This is a genomic window from Maritimibacter sp. HL-12, assembly GCF_900177545.1.
Classification (GTDB): domain Bacteria; phylum Pseudomonadota; class Alphaproteobacteria; order Rhodobacterales; family Rhodobacteraceae; genus Sinisalibacter.
This window is the reverse complement of record NZ_FXBQ01000001.1, coordinates 2380362-2398888: the sequence shown is the minus strand read 5'-3', so window position 1 is coordinate 2398888 and position 18527 is coordinate 2380362. Positions and strand designations below refer to the sequence as shown.

General features: G+C 66.4%; 23 protein-coding genes. 3 read left to right on the top strand and 20 right to left on the bottom strand.

Annotated elements, in window-relative coordinates:
- Positions 1–21: 21 nt before the first annotated feature.
- The 16 genes from B9Y97_RS18145 to B9Y97_RS12000 all read right to left on the bottom strand — a co-directional run bounded on the left by B9Y97_RS18145 (position 22) and on the right by B9Y97_RS12000 (position 14645).
- Positions 22–189 (bottom strand): hypothetical protein, encoded by a 168-nt coding sequence (locus tag B9Y97_RS18145; protein ID WP_176224359.1) that lies wholly within the window; start codon positions 187–189, stop codon positions 22–24.
- A gap of 21 nt (positions 190–210) precedes the next feature.
- A complete protein-coding gene (locus B9Y97_RS12070; protein WP_085526970.1) occupies positions 211–603 on the bottom strand; it encodes a hypothetical protein in 393 nt (130 codons plus the stop codon).
- 345 nt (positions 604–948) lie between these two features.
- The gene (locus B9Y97_RS18375; protein WP_254900910.1) at positions 949–1080 is read right to left on the bottom strand and encodes a hypothetical protein; all 132 of its coding nucleotides are present in this window, start codon (positions 1078–1080) and stop codon (positions 949–951) included.
- Between the two features lie 222 nt (positions 1081–1302).
- Positions 1303–1548 (bottom strand): hypothetical protein, encoded by a 246-nt coding sequence (locus B9Y97_RS12060; RefSeq protein WP_085526968.1) that lies wholly within the window; start codon positions 1546–1548, stop codon positions 1303–1305.
- Entirely contained in the window at positions 1548–2228 is a 681-nt protein-coding gene (locus tag B9Y97_RS12055) for a YcbK family protein (RefSeq protein WP_085526967.1), read from the bottom strand. Before B9Y97_RS12055 ends, B9Y97_RS12060 begins: the two co-directional genes overlap by 1 nt.
- Before the next feature lie 139 nt (positions 2229–2367).
- On the bottom strand, positions 2368–2676 hold the full coding sequence (locus B9Y97_RS12050; protein ID WP_085526966.1) for a hypothetical protein: 309 nt from the start codon (positions 2674–2676) through the stop codon (positions 2368–2370).
- Positions 2673–3671: an FscB gene (locus B9Y97_RS12045; RefSeq protein ID WP_085526965.1), complete on the bottom strand. Its 999-nt coding sequence runs from the start codon at positions 3669–3671 to the stop codon at positions 2673–2675. The genes B9Y97_RS12050 and B9Y97_RS12045 overlap by 4 nt, the downstream gene beginning before the upstream one ends.
- On the bottom strand, positions 3668–4537 hold the full coding sequence (locus B9Y97_RS12040) for an SPRY domain-containing protein (protein WP_085526964.1): 870 nt from the start codon (positions 4535–4537) through the stop codon (positions 3668–3670). Before B9Y97_RS12040 ends, B9Y97_RS12045 begins: the two co-directional genes overlap by 4 nt.
- On the bottom strand, positions 4534–5208 hold the full coding sequence (locus B9Y97_RS12035; RefSeq protein WP_085526963.1) for a DUF2793 domain-containing protein: 675 nt from the start codon (positions 5206–5208) through the stop codon (positions 4534–4536). Before B9Y97_RS12035 ends, B9Y97_RS12040 begins: the two co-directional genes overlap by 4 nt.
- A gap of 64 nt (positions 5209–5272) precedes the next feature.
- Positions 5273–8401 carry a phage tail protein gene (locus B9Y97_RS12030; RefSeq protein ID WP_254900908.1) on the bottom strand — a complete coding sequence of 1043 codons (3129 nt, stop codon included), beginning with the start codon at positions 8399–8401 and terminating at the stop codon, positions 5273–5275.
- Positions 8394–8633: a hypothetical protein gene (locus B9Y97_RS12025; RefSeq protein ID WP_254900907.1), complete on the bottom strand. Its 240-nt coding sequence runs from the start codon at positions 8631–8633 to the stop codon at positions 8394–8396. The genes B9Y97_RS12030 and B9Y97_RS12025 overlap by 8 nt, the downstream gene beginning before the upstream one ends.
- Positions 8634–8668: 35 nt before the next feature.
- Positions 8669–8917, bottom strand: a complete 249-nt coding sequence (locus B9Y97_RS12020; RefSeq protein ID WP_085526961.1) for a hypothetical protein — start codon at positions 8915–8917, stop codon at positions 8669–8671.
- Between the two features lie 39 nt (positions 8918–8956).
- Positions 8957–9823 carry a phage BR0599 family protein gene (locus B9Y97_RS12015; RefSeq protein ID WP_085526960.1) on the bottom strand — a complete coding sequence of 289 codons (867 nt, stop codon included), beginning with the start codon at positions 9821–9823 and terminating at the stop codon, positions 8957–8959.
- Between the two features lie 534 nt (positions 9824–10357).
- Positions 10358–10735 (bottom strand): Ltp family lipoprotein, encoded by a 378-nt coding sequence (locus B9Y97_RS12010; RefSeq protein WP_217809453.1) that lies wholly within the window; start codon positions 10733–10735, stop codon positions 10358–10360.
- A 294-nt stretch (positions 10736–11029) separates the two neighbouring features.
- The gene (locus tag B9Y97_RS12005; protein ID WP_139828290.1) at positions 11030–12196 is read right to left on the bottom strand and encodes a hypothetical protein; all 1167 of its coding nucleotides are present in this window, start codon (positions 12194–12196) and stop codon (positions 11030–11032) included.
- Positions 12189–14645 (bottom strand): phage tail tape measure protein, encoded by a 2457-nt coding sequence (locus tag B9Y97_RS12000; RefSeq protein ID WP_085526958.1) that lies wholly within the window; start codon positions 14643–14645, stop codon positions 12189–12191. Before B9Y97_RS12000 ends, B9Y97_RS12005 begins: the two co-directional genes overlap by 8 nt.
- 60 nt (positions 14646–14705) lie before the next feature.
- On the opposite strand from B9Y97_RS12000, the gene B9Y97_RS11995 reads away from it, so the two are divergent.
- Together B9Y97_RS11995 and B9Y97_RS11990 are read left to right on the top strand one after the other, a co-directional pair.
- Positions 14706–15047: a type II toxin-antitoxin system RelE/ParE family toxin gene (locus B9Y97_RS11995; RefSeq protein WP_085526957.1), complete on the top strand. Its 342-nt coding sequence runs from the start codon at positions 14706–14708 to the stop codon at positions 15045–15047.
- Positions 15044–15334 (top strand): helix-turn-helix domain-containing protein, encoded by a 291-nt coding sequence (locus B9Y97_RS11990; protein WP_085526956.1) that lies wholly within the window; start codon positions 15044–15046, stop codon positions 15332–15334. Before B9Y97_RS11995 ends, B9Y97_RS11990 begins: the two co-directional genes overlap by 4 nt.
- Before the next feature lie 8 nt (positions 15335–15342).
- Here B9Y97_RS11990 and B9Y97_RS11985 read toward each other — a convergent pair whose 3' ends face one another.
- Genes B9Y97_RS11985 through B9Y97_RS11970 form a run of 4 tightly spaced genes read right to left on the bottom strand, consistent with a single transcriptional unit; the run spans position 15343 to position 17410 of the window.
- Positions 15343–15531 carry a DUF7697 family protein gene (locus B9Y97_RS11985; protein ID WP_085526955.1) on the bottom strand — a complete coding sequence of 63 codons (189 nt, stop codon included), beginning with the start codon at positions 15529–15531 and terminating at the stop codon, positions 15343–15345.
- Between the two features lie 50 nt (positions 15532–15581).
- The gene (locus tag B9Y97_RS11980; RefSeq protein ID WP_085526954.1) at positions 15582–16019 is read right to left on the bottom strand and encodes an RNA-binding protein; all 438 of its coding nucleotides are present in this window, start codon (positions 16017–16019) and stop codon (positions 15582–15584) included.
- 3 nt (positions 16020–16022) lie between these two features.
- Positions 16023–16961 carry a phage tail tube protein gene (locus B9Y97_RS11975; RefSeq protein WP_085526953.1) on the bottom strand — a complete coding sequence of 313 codons (939 nt, stop codon included), beginning with the start codon at positions 16959–16961 and terminating at the stop codon, positions 16023–16025.
- Between the two features lie 29 nt (positions 16962–16990).
- Positions 16991–17410 (bottom strand): acyl-CoA transferase, encoded by a 420-nt coding sequence (locus tag B9Y97_RS11970; protein WP_085526952.1) that lies wholly within the window; start codon positions 17408–17410, stop codon positions 16991–16993.
- 110 nt (positions 17411–17520) lie between these two features.
- Between B9Y97_RS11970 and B9Y97_RS11965 the strand changes: the two genes are divergently transcribed.
- Positions 17521–18522 (top strand): hypothetical protein, encoded by a 1002-nt coding sequence (locus B9Y97_RS11965; protein ID WP_085526951.1) that lies wholly within the window; start codon positions 17521–17523, stop codon positions 18520–18522.
- Positions 18523–18527: the final 5 nt, after the last annotated feature.

Genomic DNA, 18527 nt, shown 5'->3' with positions numbered 1-18527 from the left:
CAATACCCAACGCGTGAAGTCTCATCCACTCCCGAAGACGGCCAGCCAGATAAAGAGACTGATGAGCGACGTCACGAACAAAAACACCCAGATGATCATCGCGTTAAATAGAAACACCTGAACCGGCCTGAGCGACAGGATGAGAAGGGCCGCCGCGACGAGGAGAAATATGCCCACGAAGGTCCACATGATACCCGGTCTCTTACAAGCTCAAGCGTCTTGACCGATCTTGCGCCTTGCAAGCGCCGCTTCGACCAGATCGCGGGCAACGTCGACATTGCGAGGCCGGTCTCGGAGAACTTCGCCCAATACCTCGATGTGATATGCCCCCTTCGTCGCGCCATGTGTTTCTGACCGGATAACGACCGCAATCTTGACGCCGTCCCGCATGAAGAATCGCGGCTCCCCCTGCCGTCCGGATGACCAGCCATCCATGGGCAGGTCAGCGCGCCCCATGAGCTCGGCGTCGATCGCATCGCGCAGTGCCAGCAGGGCACCTTCATCGCCCCCACCGTCAAGTTTCGGCAGCACATTGGCCCGCGTCTTGATCAGCGATGCAACGCTGCGATCGGGAAGGCCTTTGATTAACGCTTCGATTTGCATATCAACTCCAAAAACTGGCCCATTCTCCAAGTGGATGAAACGCACTAAGGCCCCTCCGCCTAGATGTATACGATGTTGGTGTCAGATTCTGGCATGGGAAAGACGCCTCAAAGGCGATTCGTAGACACCAATTGAGACATCGGTCGATCCGGCGATCCTCATTGCCACGGCGGCCGGAGTTAAAACTCTGCCCCAAGCAACTGCTCTGCTGGGCTGGTTGATCAGCGGCTCTCGCCCACCGCATTACGATCGCGTTTGTGCTCGGGGCTGCGATTTGCCAAGAGGACAGTAAGCAGCTTACCAAGCTTCTTATGGGGTGTCTGCAGTCTGTCAACAGCGGGCATCCTAATAGTCGCCGGTGCGACTGACGGGGGTCTGCCCGGCATGCAGCGCCGCCAACTGCGTGTTGCGCGCGCACAGCTTCGCCGTGATCCTGGCCAGCTTCGCAGCGATGCGTTTTTCGCCATCCTCGTTCATTGCCCGGGAAAACCCTTATCTCCGCGGCCGCACCAAGATTCAGAACGGCAGTTTAAAAACTGCCGGCCTGCGCACGCCCGCGCCTGCTCTCGCAGGACCGCATAGTCGGCCAGCCATCCGACGATCACCGCCCCCTCCGGCAGCGCTGCGACCTCCTCGGCCACACGCGCCTGCTCAGCCCGGCTGTACTCCACAACCGGCGGGCAGGAGCTAGGCCGGATGTCAGAATCCACCCCCGCGCAGGCGGTCAAGAAGATCGTCACGATTGCGAGGGCGGCGAGCCGCCGCCTCCAGCATCCGGCGTTGGACATCATTGGCTTTCTCCGTGGTCTCAAGCCGTTCGGCGGCGCGGCCAGCGCGCTCAGCCGTCCGGCGAAGGTTGAACAGAAACAGGGTGATGGTGAGCGCGGCGAGGGCGATCATCGCCACCCGCCGCGCCCATGGCCGGGCCAGCAGACCGCCCCACATCAGCGCAGCCCCTTGCGCCAGTCATCCACGCGGGCCCAGACCGCAACGGCGATGCCGGCGAGCGCCAGTGTGATGAACAGCCAGCGCAGTGTGTCGAGGTGGGGCACCAGCGGCAGGACGGCATCCTGCGCCTCGGCCAGTACCTCTTGCACGACCTCGACTCCTGCGGCGCCGATAGTTGCCACTCCGGCGGCCCCAGTCCCGCGCAGCGTGCGGCTTTCGGCTAAGACCTCGCGCGCGGGCGGCGTCTCAGCGGCGAAAGGCACAGCGCGGGCGGGAAACCTCTCCCCCCAGGACCGCGCCGGACCCAGATCGATATGCATGAAGCCCGAGCGCGGATAGAAGCCGAAGCCGAGGAACCCGACCTCTCGCGCCGCCCGCTCGAACGCCACCGGATCATGGTTCGACATCGCGATATCGAAGGCCGTGCCGTCCATATGTTTCGAGCGCTTTGCCCCGCCGACGGCGCGGTTATGCTCCGGATTGCGATAGGCGGAACGGACAATCAGCGGCTTGCCCAGCCGGTCGCGCAGGGCCTGCAGCTTGTCGAGGGCTTCCGGGTGCAGCTTCAGTTGCCCCGTGCCGCGACAGGCGATCTCGGCGGGCGAGAAATTCGGCCAGCGCCACAGTTGCTGGGGAATTTTGCGAAAATGTCGGTAGGTGCGGATGGGGTCGGGCATGGAGGCCTCCTGGTGATGGGGATGACGAGGGCAGGCCCGCCGCCCGGGCGGAGCGGCAGGGACCGGAGGGGTCCGGGTGGTGTTCGGGGTGCCTGGCCTGGGTTGACCCTCGGTACGGACAGCGCGCGCTGCGCGTGGCTCAGTCGCCGTTCTCGCGCTGGAAGGCGGCGAAGATCAGGTTGCGCATGTCGTGGATGTCGCGCTCGATACGGGCGAGCCGGTCGTGATCGACCTTGCGATCCTCGTCGCGGCGCTTCTCGATGCGCGCGCGTTCTTCGGCCAGCTCCTGCTCGAGCTTGTGCAGCAGCGCCTCGTTGGTGAAAGCCTTGCGCGTCACGGCTGTTGCGAGCCCGGCGATGAAGGTAACCCAGACGCCGATGGCCGCGGTCAACCCATGATCGCGAAAGGCCTGCGCGACCTGCTCGAAGAGGGATTGCTGCTGGTTCATGCCGAGAGGATCCCGACTTCGGTGGGCAGGGTCGTCGCGTCCCAGGGGCTGGCATCGACCGGGTTCAGCGCCCAGCTGGAATAGACCGGCTGCGGCGCAAGGACTGGCACGGTGACCGGGCTCGCGTCATGGTTCACCCCGCCGATGCGCAGGAACCCCGCCGTGGCGTCTGGCCCGTCGGTGCCTCCTTGGGCGATCTGCTTGAGATGCACGCCGGCAATGGCCGAAACCGACGCCGGGCCAGTCGGGCCGGCGAGCGAGAAGGACATCCGCTGTCCGGGCGCGTTGCTCGCCACGCGCGTGGCGATGTCGCTGTCGCCGAGGGCATCGAGGCTGCCGACCATCTCGTTGAAGCTGGCGATGGCGTTGGGGCTGCGGCGCACGAAACGTCGCCCGATGGTCGAGACGCCGTCGAGCACGGCGATGTGGGCGTAGTACCAGGTGCGGCTCGAGCTGTTCCCATGCAGGCTGGTATTGGTGAAGATGACCCGGACCGGCTTGCCCTTGCCGCTGGTGTTGGCCGCCGTAGCCGCCGAGTGCAGCACGCCGTCGACGAAGAACTCGATGGTGACATCGGTCCCCACCGCCAGTCGCACATCGACCCATTGCGGCTGCCCGCCCGCAGCGGTGTAGCTTGATCCGCCTGCGACGCTGGCGTCGCCATGGGCAATGGCATGATAGCGGTTGGTGCTGGTGAGAGGTCGGATCTCGGCGACGAGGTCGTGGTTTGCGTCGAAAACCTCCAGAAACCCGGCACCGCTCTGGCTGATGCTCTCGGCATCAAAATTGGGGGGCACGTAGCGAAACCCCAGCCACATGTCGCCGGCGGGGGGCGCAAACCCGACGGCGAAGGGGGCGGCGAGGTTGCGCGAGCCGTAGAACCGGATGGCGTTGACGTCGAGGGTTGCGTCGAAGCCGTCCGCATTGGTGCTCAGGAGCCCCGCGACGGCGGAGATGTCGGTGGGCTGGTGGCCGAGGTGCAGGATATGGGTCATGGCAATTCCACTTCGATGTAGAGGGCGGATTGGGCGGCGGTGAGCGCCGTGCTCCCACCGTGGTCGAGAAACAGCGAGACATTGCCCGAGGTGAGATGCGCGCCGCCGCCGAGATCGAGCCAGGCGGCAAGCTCGGCCAGGCCGAGATCGCGGTTGCCTCCGATCTCGAAGAAGGCATGGGCCTCAAGGATCGACAGATCGGGTTCTTCGAAGCCCAGGGCCTTCACCCCGGGCGGGACCGGATAGCTGAACTGCGCGGGCAACGCACGCAGCGTGCCGCCGTCACCCGGATCGCGCCCCTGGATCTGGGGGTAGAAGGCCTCGCTGGGCGCGGCGCTCCATGTCGCATCGCCTGCCACGGGATCGTCGTGCCAGACGCCGTTCAGCCCGATCCAGAGGCTGGCGGTGCCTGGGTCCAGCACGAACATCACCACATCGCCCGCGCCAAAGGGCGCAAGCCCGGTCAGGCGCTGACTGGCGGTGGCGGTGTCCGAGGACCAGAGCGAGCCATTGCCGCGATAGCCGATCGAGCCCAGCGTGATCGGGTTGTCGCCTGCGTCAAAGTCCTCGCGCTGTTCGACGGAGACGACGCCCAGATAGCCGTCGAAACCGGCCGCGCCGCCCGGGGCACAGAGCACTTCCCAATAGCGCCGCCCGTCCGTGGGCCGGAGCGCCTTCGCTGTGGGCACCCAGCGGCGGTAGTCGCTGCCGCCTGAAGTGTTGATGGCGGTCTGGTTGTCATCCGAGAGCGTGTAGCCTGCGGCGGTGCGGGTGGCGTCGAGCTCCCAGACGCTGCCGATATCGACGGGCGGCGCGACTTCCCCACCCTGTGCCAGGATCGCGGCGCGCATCATCATGAGACTCATGCGACCGCCCCCGCGAGCGCACCCTGAACGGTCCAGGCATCCGCCCCACGCTTGGTGAGCGCCACGCCCGACCACTGGCCGTCGAGCGCGACCGAGCCGCCCGCAATACCGTTGAGCGACACGCCCGGCGCGGCCGCGACCGATGCCACCCCGGCGCCGATTTGCGTGACGTTGATCAGCGTGCCGATCTCGAAGGGAACGCTCGCCTCATCGGGGATCGTCACGGTCACGCTGGACGCGCCCGTGGTCTCAAGGATGCTGCCCAGATCGGTGAGCTCGAGGGTGTGTGCCGTGGCCGTGAGGGTGCGGATCGGCACGATGCCGGGGCGCGGGACCTCCACCCAGGCGGCGCCGGTAAAGCGCACATGGCGGGCCTCGTCGGCAATCCAGACCTGCCAGCCGGGCTGGGGTGAGAGGAACACCCAAGCTTCCGCGTCCGGCTCCCCGTCCCAGAGCGCCAGTGCGCCGGCGTCGCTGGGGGCTCCTTCCGGCACGATGTAGATATCGCCCGCGCTCCCGCTCGCAGGCAGCGCGATGCTGCGCGACAGCGCACGTGCCTGCACCAGCACCGAGAGGCGGCGCAGGTCTTCGCTGACGCTGGTGCCCCAGTTGCGCTGGCCGGGGTCATAGAAGGCGCGCAGCCCCAGCCCCGGCATGATCCGTTCCGGCATGCTCGTCCTCGTTTGTGGTGGTGAAGGTGGTCGTGATGCTGACGCATGTTGTCGGCGCCCGGGGTCAGCTGCCCCACAAAAATCCCCAGCCGCGATCCCATCCGGCAGCGAAGGGCGCGGTCAACCGATACCCGCGTGCTTCCCGGTCGGTGAGCCATGTGCTTGCGACCAGGCGGCGGGACCGGACGGCAATGTCGATCTCGGCGGTGCGATCCGGCGCGCCGGTCTCGGGGATGTCTTCAGGTGAGAGCGTCCAGCTCGTCGCCGTGCCGGCGTCGATGACGATGCCGGGCGGCGAGATGGCCGCGCCGGTGTCGGGATCGATCCAGCGCACCTCGACGATATATCCCACCCCCGGCTCGGGCCCGATCGAGGCGCCGGTGTGATCGACGATCACCGGGCTGGTCTGGGTCAGCCGGTCGCGATGCGCCCAGCTCAGCACCAGATCATCCGCGACCAGCGCGTCCACGTCCGGCGTGTAGCTGCCGCCCGCCTGCACCCGCCCGGGCGGCAGGGGCCGGATGGCACGCCGGTCGAGCGTCACGCTGTCCTCGGGCGCCAGCGCGAAGGCCAGCGTGCCGCGCCCGGTCTCGGGCAGCAGCCGGACGGCCAGCGTCTCACCCGCAGCCCATGCGCCTTCCGTGATCCGGGCGCCCTCGTCGAAGAAGATGACCGGCGTGCCCGCCACATGCGCGCGCGGTACGGTATCGAGACAGCCCCGGCCGACGGTGATCGTGTCCGGCGTGATCCCGTCGATACGGACCAGCTCGCCGCCGATCGAGGCCAGCGTGCCGATCCCCACCTCGCCGATGTCGCGCCAGCCGGTCACGGGGATTACGCGATCCTCCGGGTGGTCCGACAGCTCTGTCGCCAGCAGTGCCGTCGGCGCGAACCCCACCACGCCCTGCGGCGCGGGGCCGGTGCCGGGATCGATCCAGAGCTCGGCCGCCAGCGCATCGGCACTGGGCCGCTCGCCGGTGGCCACCAGCGCGCCCGCATGGGGATCCTCGCCCAGGAGCCGATCGGCCTCGCTGTGGCCGAGTTCCCGCACCAGCAGCCAATACGGCGCCTCTTGAACCATGCGGCGCGTGAGCGCCCTCGGCGGCGCGGCAACGCCGGTGCCCGTGGGCATGCGCCCGCCCGCGATGGCGGTGGCGCCAAGGGCAAAGACATCCTCGGCGATCTTCAGCCGGATGCCGTTGTCGCGCCCGTCGCCCTGACCGATCTCGGAAATGCGCATCACCACGTCATCGAGCCCGAGGCGCTTTGAGCGCAGCCGGATCACGTCGCCGGGGCCAAGGTCCGCCCCCTGGCGGTTGACGGTGATCTCGCCGGTGAGCAGCGGCACCGAGAGCGCGCGCAGATCGCGCTCGGCCACGCGCACCGCCAGCCCCTGGTAGCGGATGCCGGGATAGTCGAGCGTGGTCGCCATCACCTCGCCCATCGCCTGCACCCGGGCCGTATCGGTGACCGAAACCGCGGCGGTCTCGTCGGTCCCGGCATCGGTGAAGCGCACGATGACGGAGTTCACCAGATCCGAGGGCGCGCGCCGCCCGAGGCGACCCCAGTCGACGACATTGGTCTCATCAAAGAGTGGCAGGTTGGCCGCCACGTAATCCGCCCGGATGAGCCTGATCTCCCAAAGCCCGGTGCGCCGGTCGATGAACAGCGTGGCGTCGATGTGGTCGAGCACGCTGGCGATGAACGCCTCGATCGAGCTGTCCTGCTGCCAGATCAGCGAGAGGCCAAAGCCTTCCGCATAGAGCGTGTCCGCCGCGGTGGCAAAACTCGCCCCGACCTCTACCGATCCATAGCCCAGGCCCCAGTCGCGGTTGGTGAGGCATTCGCGGATGATATGGGCCGGGTTCATGTCCGGGCCGTTGCCGAAGGCCCCGCGCAGGGAAGCGATGAGGGCTTGGGTGTCGCCCGGCGGGATCACCGGCACGCCATCGACCGGCGTGTTGTCGATCTGGGCGGTGTAGCTCGTATCCGCCAGCGCGATGTTGAAGCCGAAGATGTCGGCGGGCGGCAGGGTAGCAATCTTGGCCAGCGCCGCATCGACCGAGGACACCGGCGAGGGTTCGCCATCGGTCACGAAGATGACGATCCGGCGCTTGTCACCGCTGCCCGCAAAGAACGCCCCCGCCTGCGAAAACGCCGCGTCGAAACTCGTCCCACCCGAGGTGCCGTTGGACAGCGCCAGCATCCAGGCCTCGAGTGCGGCATAGTCGTCCGGCCCCATGTCGCGGCGCTCGATCGATCCTGCAACGGAGGCATTCCACAGCACGATGCGGATGTCGTTCGGCCGGTCGGGATCGACGCCCGCGCCGATCTCGCGGATCAGCGCCGCGACGCCGGCCTTTTGCGCCGCCATCCGCGTGCCCGACATCGAGCCCGAGACGTCGAGCGCGATGTGGATCGCGGCATCCGAGATGTTCGCCTCGGGCACGATGGCGGCGGTCTCGGGGTACCATTGCGCCGCCCCCGCCTCGCCTGTGAGCACGCGCGTGACGCGCACCGCCCATGGCTTGAGGTAGGGGTTGATGCCGAGATACACCTGCCGCAGCACGAGGCTGCAAAGCCCTCGATAGCCGGGCACGTCGCCGTTCATGTTTGCTGCGAGGTAGTCGTTCTGGCCCTGGTCTGGCCCGCCCATCAGCACATCGATATCACCGACGATGCCGCCCTCGCGCTTCTCGCCGCCGAAGAGGTCGGGCTTGTCGATCCGGATGCGCCCACCGGCGGCGCCTGCATTGCTGGCGCTGGTTGCGGCCTCGAACACCTCGACCGATTGCGCCGGGAAACTCAGCACCTCGGGCAGGACGGACCACGACGTGGTGTCACTTGCGGCATCATGGGTCACGCCCTGCAGCGTGACGATCTGGCGCGCGCCGTTCTCCAGTCGCAGACGGTAGTCCCGGCCGAGGCGCACGCCCGCGCGCGTCCCCGGAAAGGTGATCAAAGCCCCGGGGTCGCCCGCGAGGGCCGCGGTGGCCGCCATGCCGTTGAGCGTGCCGATGCGCGTCTCCACGGCCGCGCCGCCGCCCGAGACCCCGCCACCGGTGGTCACCGCCCAGGCGGTGCGGCGGTCGACGAGGATCTCGCGGATGGCATCGACCGGCCCGTGGCAGAGCGCCAGGTGCATGCCCAGCCCGTAGCGGTAGCCGATGGTCGGCTTTTGCTTCTCAGCCACGCGGTGCCCCCGTTGTTGCCACTGCCCCGGCCGGTGCCTGCAACGCGGCCGCCTGCGCGCGCGCCTGTGCCGCACGGATCACGGGCAGGACGAGCGCATCCTCGGTTGCGCGCAGCCGGTCGGCCTCGATGCCGTGATCGAGAAAATCCTGCCACTCAAACCCATGGCGGCGGAACCACGGCCGCACCCCCGCGAGGCAATAGCGCGCATCGCGCAGGTCCTGAATGGTCACGCGGAGCGGCTCCTGTGCGGTTTGATCCCGATCCATCACTTCTTGCCGCCCTTCTTCCGGATCGGATCAACCTTCAGATCCCCCGCCCAGACCACGTTGGGTCCGGTGATGAGCACGGTGCCGAAGACGACCGGGATCGGGCGGCCTTCCTCGGCCGTCGGCAGGCTGAAATCGTCAAGCCCTGCGGCCTGGGGCGTCTCGACCTTGGGGCGCGGGCTCAGCGCATAGGAGATGCCCGCGAGCACCAGCCCGAGGACGAGCCGTGCGATGAAGGTCCATGCCATGAGGGTTTGCCGTTTGGGGGTGGGGCCTGCGCGGGCGCGTCAGACGATGGAGCCGCCGCCGAGCGGGTTGCGGCCGGGGATCTCGGGGAAGCCCCCGAAGTTGAGGAGATTGCCGAACTTGGCCCCGCAGGTGGCGGCGCGCAGGTCGCAGCCGGGGGCGATGTCGATCAGGACCGGCAACGGCTCGCCCGTCTCCGGGTCGAGCTCGGGGGCGGCGAGGGCCGCTGCCAGTTCCGGCATCGGGCATGAGAGTGTCAGCGTGGTGCCCACGTGCCCGGTGATGAAGCCGAGCTGCGCCCCAAACCGCAGCACCCCACCGCGAAACCAGCCATCGGGCTGTTCCGCCGCCTCGGGGATGGTTACGGCTGCGCCACTGCCCGCAACCGCCGTCACCGTGCCGGTCAGCCAGTGCAGCGCGATATCAAGCGCGCAGCCGCGCCCGTAGAGCGCATGGCGACACAGCCGCTGGTACTTCGCCCGCACACCCGCGCGGCGCAGCGTGCTGAAGATCGACTCTGCCTGCAGCAGGATGCGCTGGCCCTCGACCTCGGCCCCCACCACGCGGCCCTTCCAATGCGCCACCGTCTCGCCCGGCACCTGCTCATGGCCGCGGAAGATCGTCAGCGTCACGGGCCTGTTGCCCATGGGTGCCAGAAACCGCCGCGCGAAGGGATGCGACACGGGCCAGGTCAGCTCCAGCCGCCCGCGCTCGATCTCGCTCGTCTGCACCACATCGCCATGGGCCACGGCGGCGGGCTCCCAGAGGATCGTATCCCCGCCGCTGCCCGTGCTGGTCCAGGCCTCCGCCCGGCTGGTGAAGCGCCAGATCTGCGCCCCCTCGACGAACTGGTAGAGGTAATACGGGCGGCCCTCGGCAGAGGAGGAGTCGATGGTCTCATAGGTCATGGGAGTGGGCTTTACGGCTATGGTACAAAGTGCTCAGGCTGGGCGACATGAGAGCGCGTTCCCGATGGAAGCACTGCATCGTGCACTTGTGCAGCCCTTGAGCGAAATGGTCAGATGACGGCTTTTAGTCGAACCACGGCCCCCAAAGTCGAGTTCTCTACTGCCAGTTCACGCACTAACGACTCTCGTAACACCCATCCGTCTGGAGAACTTGACCGTCCATCCAATACTCCATTTTTAGATATGGACGGAGGTGAAGTCTCGCAGTGGGACCTCCATTTGGGGTTGAGGCGGTCACAACATGGGCTCCGTCCGCGTTATCGTCGACCAATATCGGATACTTGGTTGCGCTACTGTCAGGGTTCAGGATCAAGGCCGTAATGCCGGGCTCATAGACCACAAGGTACTCACGTCCTGGGTTTTCGCAAATCAGACGAGTTTCCGCGAACGTGGGAGATGAGATGATCATGGCGAACGTCAAAATTGGGATATGTTTGCTTTTAAACACCATCTTGAAGACCCCTTCAGTCAAGCTCAGCAGGCACCAGCCTGTTGGGCTCCGTAGGTTGCCTGAGCGCGCGTGTATTTATCACCAGCATCAGACGACAGCTGCTCAATTAAACCTTGGCAGGAAAAACCCATTATCTTGAGATAATTCCAAGCCGATCTTGTCGCCTGCTCATTCCAGTTTACCGAGAGGCTGTCTACCGCCGCGATCGCATCCACTTCCTCATATCCGTCCCCATATGCAGAGGATAGCTGTTCAATTAGACCGTCACGCGAGAAACCCGACATGCTCAGGTATGCGTTTGCCGAACGAACTGCGTTTTTCTGCGGGCCGGTCAAATCTTGAGCCCACACCGGAGACGCCAGGCAAATTGTCATGATAAAGAAAGCGACAAAAGGCTTCACGTTTGATCCTTATGAAGATTTTTGTTTCATCTGAGATCCTGACAGGAACTGGATTTTTTGGCAACCAGCTAGGATTTCGACTCTGAAATCGAGATGGATGTTCACTGGCGGGTCACGAATTGTGAACGGCAGCAAGGGGCCGGGCACGACGGTCTGGCAATCCACGAGTTCGCAACTTTGCACCGCCCGCTTCCTGCGCATCGCCGACGCTCAGGATTGCCTGTGCTGCACTTGCAGGGACCCTGGCGCACAGGATCGCAAACATGATCACGGCGCATCCTCCCGTATCCGTCTTCACTCTGGCACCTCCACCACCGGCATAGTCACTTCGCTCGCCACGGCCCCATGCTGGATCTCGACACGATCGGCATCCGAGCGCACCGCAGTTAGGAAATGCACCTTCGTCACCAGCGACACTGGCTCGCCGAGATTGGACGAGAGCGTCAGCCGGTGGTCCGCGCCATCCTCGACAGCATCGGTAATGGTCCGAAACCGCAGCGCGCCGGGCATCTCGAGCATGATCCGGCGGCCGACATAGGCCGAGCGCGATGCGACCGGCGACACGCGCATCAGCACCGAGCCTTGGGTCATCGCCGCGCGCAGCTGTAACTCATGGCCCCAGGTGGGCAACCAGAAGCTCGCCTGACGTCCCCGCAGGGACCAGAGCCAGCGCCGAAGATCATGTCGAGCCGCCGGGCCGCGTGCCTTCAGGTTGATGGTCTCACCGCGCTCGAAGAAATCGCGCACGGGCTCCACCGTGACCGGGCCGAAGCCGTTGTCGACATACTCGACCGCACGGCGCAGGCTGGCGGAGAGCGGACGGCGCACCACGCTAGGGTCGGTCTGGACCGGTCGGCCGAGGTAGCTCGGCAGCGTCGGAGCGGCTAGGTCCGGCGCGTCGCGCAGCAGGAAGCTGGCGGTGACGGTCCCGTCGCCCTGACGGCGGCGGGCGATCTCGACGGCGGAGATCAGCACGCCCGCGCGGACAGGGAGGATGGTGATACGGCGTGCCGCCACCGCCAGCGCCGGAAGCTGCTGGTCCAGCCGCTCGGACAGGACCAGCCGGTCCGTCTCGACTGTGTCGATTGCGACGTGCACCGTCGCGCCGCCGTCCACCGCGATGGCGGCAAGACCTCCGCCCCGGAAGTCCGATGCCGTCGTGTCGAGCGGGATCTCGGTTGCGCCCTGCGCCAGATCGGCGTCCGGCGGCAGCGCCAGATGCCAGAGCGGCACCAGCCACTCCCCCGCAAACCCGGCCCGCGCCAGTTCCGCCGCCTGGGCCAGCCCAAGCGCATCCAGCCGGTGCCGGACCGTGACGATCTCGCGCGGGCGGGGTCTCAGCGCGATGCGCTGCTCGCCCGCGCGCGATGGCAGCACATCGGTGCGCCATTCCAGTACCTCGGTGATCTCCTGCGCTGCCGGGAAGGGCCAGAGCGGCAGCGAGCCTTCCTGCTCAGGCATTGAGCGTGCCTCGGTTGCGGCGGATGACGTTCAGGATCGCCCGCTCGCCCGAGGGGGTGGCGAGATAATCCCCCACAACCGAAGGGTCGAGCACGTTGATGATGCGCGTCGACATGTCCTGCGCAGGCTGTGTGGCTCCGGCCCCACCGTTCATCTCCACCCCGAGCCGCCCGTCACGCCCACGCCGCAGCGGCAGGATCGCCTCGGGCCCGGCCTCGCCCATCAGCCCGATGCCCCGCGCGAAGGGAAACACCGTCGGCCGGTTGACCACGCCGCCACGCGCGAAGGCAGTGAGTTCCTGGCCACCGGCGAAGACGCCGCCCCGCGCGAAGCCGAAGAGGTCGGCGAACAACCCGCCACCCCCACCCATGCCGGAGAAGGCGTTGATCAGCGCGTTCTCGATCGGCTTGAACGCCAGGTCGATCAGCCGGTTGGCGAGGTTCTGGGCGATGCGCGAGATCGCACTGGCAAAGGTCTCCCAGGTGAACTCGCCGGACTTCAGCGCCTCCTTGATCGGGCCGACGATGTCCTGCGCCAGACCTTGCGCGATCTCGCGCGAGCGCTCCTGTGCGGAACGCACCGCATCGGCGGTCGCCTCCCAGGCACCCCGTGCCGTCTCGGCCCCCTCGCGCAACGCCTGACCCGCACCGCGACCAGCGCTGCCTGCGCGGCCCGCCGCCTCGCCGGTGGCGTCGAGCGTATCCTCCAGCCCCTCGGCGGCGAGCGCCGCGCCGGTGAGCGCAGCCTCGGCTTCTGCGCCGCTTGCTGCGATGGCCTCGCGCAGGGCGGCCACGGACTCGAGCGGCGCGGTTGCTGCCTCCACCACGCCGGACATTGTCGCGCGCAGGGCCTCGGCCTGGCCGCGGGCCTCCGTGGCATAATCGGTGAGCCCCAGATCCGGCATCGCAAAGGGCTCGGCTGTGAACGCCGCCTGGAACGCCGCCCTGGCCTCCGCTCCCGCTTCTGCCGCCGATCCCGCAAAGGGATTGTCGATCCGGCCCAGTTCCAGAGTGCCGATCAGCGAGACCCGGCGTTCGATGCCCAGCGCATCGAGCCCGGCGTTGATCCCCTCAAGGAAACCGTTGATCCGCTGGCCAACGCCATTGAGCATCGCCTCGACGCCCGCGATCAGCGCATTCGCCGCCTGGAAGGCAAAATCCCCGATCGCGGAGGGTAGCCCGCCCCAGAGCACCTTGATCGCGTCCAGCGCCCCCTGGAAGGTGTTGAGCGCGGCATTGCCGAAGCCAACCACCGCTTCCAGCGAGGTCTGCAACGCTTCTGCGATGGCCGCCTTGATGTCGGCCCACTTGGCCATGATCGCCAATCCCATGGCGGCGGTGCCCAGCTTCATCCTCTCCCAGACCTCGCGCGCGAGATCGCCCAGAAGCGAGAGCGCGTTGCCAAACCCGCCAGCCCCGCGCACCAGTCGCCCGAACCAGTGGATCAGTTCTCCGGCGGCCACGATCAGGCCGATGAACGGCAGACGCAGGAGTGCGCCGCGTAGGATGACCAGCGCCATGGCGAGGCCACGGACCGAGGCGGCGGCAGCGATCTTGGCCGCCACGAAGCGCCCCGCCATCAGCGTGGCGATCCCGGTGGCGTAAGCGGTCAGCCGCCCGAGATTGTCGAAGAGCCCGCGAATGGCGACGCCGAGCGGGCCGGTGGTGCGTGCGGCAGCGGCCATGGCATCTGCGACCGCCTCCAGCGCCGGTGCCGCAGCCACGGCGAGCTGGTTCGACAGGCCACGCCAGATCAGCCCCAGCCGCGAGATCGCATCGTTGGTGCGTTCGATCTGGGCGGCGTCCTGGTCGGAGACCACCACCCCGAAGTCGCGCACGTCCTGCGTCGCCTGGCGCAGCGTGGCCGTATCGATGCGGGTGAACACCAGCCCGGCACGGTCGCCAAAGAGCTGCGAGGCGACCGCCGCGCGTTCGGCCTCGGGCACGAACTCCGCCAGCCGGTCCTGAATGAGCGCGATGCGCTGGTCGAGGGGTAGCGCCTGCAGCTCGGCCGCCGACACGCCAAGCCGGTCGAGCGCGTCAGCAGCAGGGCCGGTGCCAGCAGCGGCCTGGCTCAGCCGCCGCGTCAACTGCATCGCGGCCTGTTCGACCTGACCCATCGACACGCCGGCCAGATCGCCCGCGCGCTCCAGCACCTGAATACTCTCGACTGTGGTGTCGAGCGAGGCGGCCAGCTTGGCCTGCGCATCGACCGTCTGCAGGCCCGACCGGATCATCGCCGTCGCCGCTGCCGCGATCGCCGCCGCTGCAGCGGCCATGGCCACACGGGCACGCCGCGCGAAGGCCGCAAGCCGGGCATTGGCGGCCTCCATCTCACGCGAGAGCCGCCCGAAGCCGCGCTTGCCCGCTTCCCCGATACCCTCGAGTTCGGCCTTCACCTGGCGACCGCCGGTGGAGGACAGGCGGACGCTGACGCGTTTTTCGGTCATGGAGTATTCCTTACGGGGCTACGCCATTGACACATGCGCCATTGACGCACATATGGAGGCATGAGCATTGTCACCGTCGTCGAGACACCGGAGTTCCAGCGCCGCGCGGGTCGCCTGATGTCGGAGGACGAGCGGCTGTCGTTGATCGATTTTGTGGCGCGCAACCCGATGACCGGGGTCTCGATCGGTGGTGGAGTGCGGAAGTTTCGTTTTGCGCGTGTCGGGGGCGGCAAGAGTGGCGGGTATCGGGTGATCCACTTCTTCAGTCCCGAGGGGGACGCACCGATCTTTCTGATCACGGTCTTTGCGAAGAACGAGAAGGCGAACCTGAGCGCGAGCGAGACCGACATGGTGAAACAACTGGGTGGGGCCCTCGCGGCCAGCTACAGGAGGACAAGATGAGCGACGCATTCACGAGCATCGAGAAAGGCCTGAAGGAAGCGCTTGCCCATGCCAGGGGCGAGGGGCAGGCTACGGTCCATGAGATCGAACTGCCCGAGCCAGATGTGCGGGCGATCCGGGCGCGCACCGGGCTCTCGCAGACCGAGTTCGCCCGCAGCATCGGGGTGAAGAAGGGCACGCTCCTGAACTGGGAGCAGCGCCGCCGCAGCCCCGAAGGGCCGGCGCGGGTTCTGCTCGCGCTGATCGACAAGGATCCGAAGATCGTCCTGCGCACGCTGGCCGGTTGATCAGCGCCTCATCCATTCTGCCTTTCTGCCTCCCCGTCCATCTGCGCGTTGAGATGCCGCGCCATCACCGCCTCGATCACCGGCAGGAACTCGGCAGCGGAGCGGGGATCGACCCCGAGCGCCTCCGCCATGGCCAGCGCCGCGCTCATATCCCAGCCCAGCACCACGCCGGGCACCGCGCGGATCTGGCCGCCCAATCGCCCGGCAAGGTCCCAGACCTGCCAGCCTTCATGGCTGCGCGGCGCGTTCAGGATTTGGGGGCAGTCCGGGCACGGCCCCGAGCAGGCCGTGCAGTAGCCTTCGCCCCCGCCGTAGACCCAGTCGGCGAGGGCGCGGAGGCGTTTTTTTCCGCTTCCAGCTCCAGACCCTTGGCGACATAGCCCATCTGGAAGCGCTCGAAGATCGGCCAGACATCGAGAAGCGCCGCGATCCCCTCGGGCGTCACGGGTGTCGGGTTGCCATCGGCATCGCCCACGCCCTCCCAATCGAGGATCGCGCGTTCGGCCAGTACCTTGCCGAAGACCACCGCGATCTCATCGTCGCTGGTGCCCTCGGGCAGGCCGCGCACAGCGGGGTCGCTGCGCGCGGCCACCATCAGCGCGGTGGTCAGGGGTTCGACCCGGACGCGCACGCCCAGGTCAAGGCCAAGCCAGTAGGGCTCGCGGGCGAGGTTCAGGCGCAGCATGGATCAATACTCCTCAATGCTGTTGATCAGCGTGACGGTGCACATCCGCCCCAGCGTGGCATCGCGCGCGGCCTGCCAGTCGAAGGTGGCCTGTACCCCCTGCGGCCCTGCGATCTCGATGCGCGGGCGGGGCAGATAGACGGCGTGTGCGGTCAGCGTCAGGCTTTCGCCCGAGGGCAGCGTGTAGGCGAAGGACAGCTCACACGGATCGCCATTGATCGCCTGGTCCACCAGCACCTGGTCGGCGAAGCGGACCTCGATCCGGCCGGTCAGTGCGGCGATGGACGGGTCGGCGCCATCGATGCGCCCGTCCGAACGGATGGTTTCCACGCGGTCGAGATTGTTGGACCAGGTGATTTCGGCCGAGACGATGTTGCCCAGCGCTGTGCCGTTGCGCGTGATCGCGCCGTTGAAATGACCGAAGCGCTGCAGGGTGAGTTCAGTGAGCGTGCCGGCGGCAGACGCCGTGGCGGTGTTTTCGCCCTGTGCCACCAGGCTCGCGGTCGCGGTCAGAAGGCCCGAGCGCTGCATCTGCCACGACAGAGTATCGAGCACGCAGCCCGAATACATCGCGAACCGTGGCACCTCAGGCATGCCGGTTTCGATGGACATCGACGGCAAAACCCACGCGCCCGACTGGAACTCATGGGTGTAAGGATCGGTGCCGGTGGTGACAGGCTGGCCGAATGCCGCCTTCAGCCAGACCCCGAAGGCCTGCGCGTCGATGGGCACGACCAGATTGCCGTCGGCCGTCACCGCATCCTTGATCGGCGGCAGGGGATCGCGGCCATAGCCCAGCAATTCGCTGTTCAGAAGCGGCTGTTCCGCACCCAGCGTCGCGCTGGCGAAGGGCATGCGGGTGAAGCCGCTGGCGGGCGGCGTGCCATAGGTCGTCTCGAACGCAAGCGCCATCTGCGCCCGCGCCCCTTGCGCACGTGCCATGTTGGACTCCTCAGTTTTTTTTAGGTGGGTCAGGCCAAGGGATCGGCCGTGGTGTAATGCAGGATGACCGGGATCACCGCCGCCTTCAGGCTGGCCGCGCCCTCGACCGGCAGATCGACCGGCCGTGGCGCTTCCGCCTCGACCCAGTCGCAGAGCCCACCCAGCGTTCGGTCCGCCGCGAGTGCTGTGCCGATGCTGGAGGCGAGCTTGTCGAATGCGGCGTCCCGGGCGGCCCCCTGAACGACAGCCTCGATCTCGGCCCGGTGCTGGTAGTGGTAGCGTAGCGGCGAGAGCGTGACATCCGGCTCGCCCGGCTCGCCCTCGCGCAGGATCAGCAGGCCTGCGGCGGGCACGCGCTCGGGCAGCACCTCCCCGCGCAGGGCGGTGGCGGGCAGCGCCGAGAGCCGCGCGTGCAGCGCGGTTAGGATGGTTTCGCGAGGGGTGGGCATGGTTCTCCGTTACACTTGCTCAAAAGTTGTTCCACACACTATCGTGAGTTTGATGCCGAAAACGGCCTTATTGAGCGCCATCAGCGTTGCCGAATGAAGAAGAGTAACCGATGAAGTCAGAAGAATACCCGAAATTGTCGCGGCTGATGGAGAACGAAGAGCTCTGGCAGCACGTCAAGGATTTTGATGGTCTTCTGGATCGGTCCAAGTCTCGGCTTCCAGTCGATGAGGGCGAAGACGAAACGGTCAAGATCGCCTACCTGTTGCACGAACTAGCCTTTGCTCATTTCTTTTCGACGCTGGTTTTTCGCTTCAAGACACGCGAGATTGCGCGAGGAATTTTCGACGCGGAAACTCAGTGCAACCTCGTTGTTTTGTTCAATCTAGCGCGCGCATTTATGGAGCACACAGCATCGCTGGCGTTCCAGAATCAAGCTCTCGAGAAGGCCGTTTCCGACATCGAGTCGAAGCAGCTTTTTGACCAGGTTGATCGCGCCATCCGGAAACATCGCAAGATCGTAGATCGAATGTACTATGGAGGCGAAAGCGGCCCGAAGGATGCCAAGCGGCTTCACACAAACGACTTGCTCGAAGCGCTGGCCAAGGTCGATGAACGCGCAGCCAGTGACTATGCAACCCTATGCGAATTTGTGCACCCCAACCACGGAAGCAACCTTCTCGTCTCAAGTGGCGAACTCTCATCCGGGTTCATCGGGATCCCATCAGAATCATTGACCGAGGAGTTGTCTTTGGTACGCGACGCTATCGAGCGTTGCGCCGCACTCGACTGGGATCTTGTGATCAGCGGCACTCGTCATCTCTCGAAGATCGAAAACTGGATAACGATAGCTAGCGCAAACGGAGCAAAGCTATCGCAGTTGTTTTCTGTTCGGGTCGGTCACTCGGGCGACGGAAAATCCAAGGGTACGGCGATTTTCTTCAAAAAGGCGCGCACACACAATGAGGCAAGACAAGCCTTTTACAAGTATCTTGAGCAGCAAGGCATCGAGCTTCATAGACGGCGCCTAGCTGGTGTCGAAGACGGGTACATTTTCGATATTGTGCTGACGGACAAAGGTACGTTGTGGGTAAAATACCAGATGGCAGAATAGGCCTC

Coding starts and splice junctions, on each gene's coding strand:
- B9Y97_RS18375 (WP_254900910.1), bottom strand. CDS start 1,080: ATGAACGAGGATGGCGAAAAACGCATCGCTGCGAAGCTGGCCAGGATC.
- B9Y97_RS12070 (WP_085526970.1), bottom strand. CDS start 603: ATGCAAATCGAAGCGTTAATCAAAGGCCTTCCCGATCGCAGCGTTGCA.
- B9Y97_RS12045 (WP_085526965.1), bottom strand. CDS start 3,671: ATGACCCATATCCTGCACCTCGGCCACCAGCCCACCGACATCTCCGCC.
- B9Y97_RS11980 (WP_085526954.1), bottom strand. CDS start 16,019: ATGCTGCGCCTGAACCTCGCCCGCGAGCCCTACTGGCTTGGCCTTGAC.
- B9Y97_RS12040 (WP_085526964.1), bottom strand. CDS start 4,537: ATGAGTCTCATGATGATGCGCGCCGCGATCCTGGCACAGGGTGGGGAA.
- B9Y97_RS12055 (WP_085526967.1), bottom strand. CDS start 2,228: ATGCCCGACCCCATCCGCACCTACCGACATTTTCGCAAAATTCCCCAG.
- B9Y97_RS12050 (WP_085526966.1), bottom strand. CDS start 2,676: ATGAACCAGCAGCAATCCCTCTTCGAGCAGGTCGCGCAGGCCTTTCGC.
- B9Y97_RS11995 (WP_085526957.1), top strand. CDS start 14,706: ATGAGCATTGTCACCGTCGTCGAGACACCGGAGTTCCAGCGCCGCGCG.
- B9Y97_RS12005 (WP_139828290.1), bottom strand. CDS start 12,196: ATGCCTGAGCAGGAAGGCTCGCTGCCGCTCTGGCCCTTCCCGGCAGCG.
- B9Y97_RS12035 (WP_085526963.1), bottom strand. CDS start 5,208: ATGCCGGAACGGATCATGCCGGGGCTGGGGCTGCGCGCCTTCTATGAC.
- B9Y97_RS12015 (WP_085526960.1), bottom strand. CDS start 9,823: ATGACCTATGAGACCATCGACTCCTCCTCTGCCGAGGGCCGCCCGTAT.
- B9Y97_RS11965 (WP_085526951.1), top strand. CDS start 17,521: ATGAAGTCAGAAGAATACCCGAAATTGTCGCGGCTGATGGAGAACGAA.
- B9Y97_RS18145 (WP_176224359.1), bottom strand. CDS start 189: ATGTGGACCTTCGTGGGCATATTTCTCCTCGTCGCGGCGGCCCTTCTC.
- B9Y97_RS11975 (WP_085526953.1), bottom strand. CDS start 16,961: ATGGCACGTGCGCAAGGGGCGCGGGCGCAGATGGCGCTTGCGTTCGAG.
- B9Y97_RS11970 (WP_085526952.1), bottom strand. CDS start 17,410: ATGCCCACCCCTCGCGAAACCATCCTAACCGCGCTGCACGCGCGGCTC.
- B9Y97_RS11990 (WP_085526956.1), top strand. CDS start 15,044: ATGAGCGACGCATTCACGAGCATCGAGAAAGGCCTGAAGGAAGCGCTT.
- B9Y97_RS12060 (WP_085526968.1), bottom strand. CDS start 1,548: ATGTGGGGCGGTCTGCTGGCCCGGCCATGGGCGCGGCGGGTGGCGATG.
- B9Y97_RS12020 (WP_085526961.1), bottom strand. CDS start 8,917: ATGGCATGGACCTTCATCGCACGGCTCGTCCTCGGGCTGGTGCTCGCG.
- B9Y97_RS12000 (WP_085526958.1), bottom strand. CDS start 14,645: ATGACCGAAAAACGCGTCAGCGTCCGCCTGTCCTCCACCGGCGGTCGC.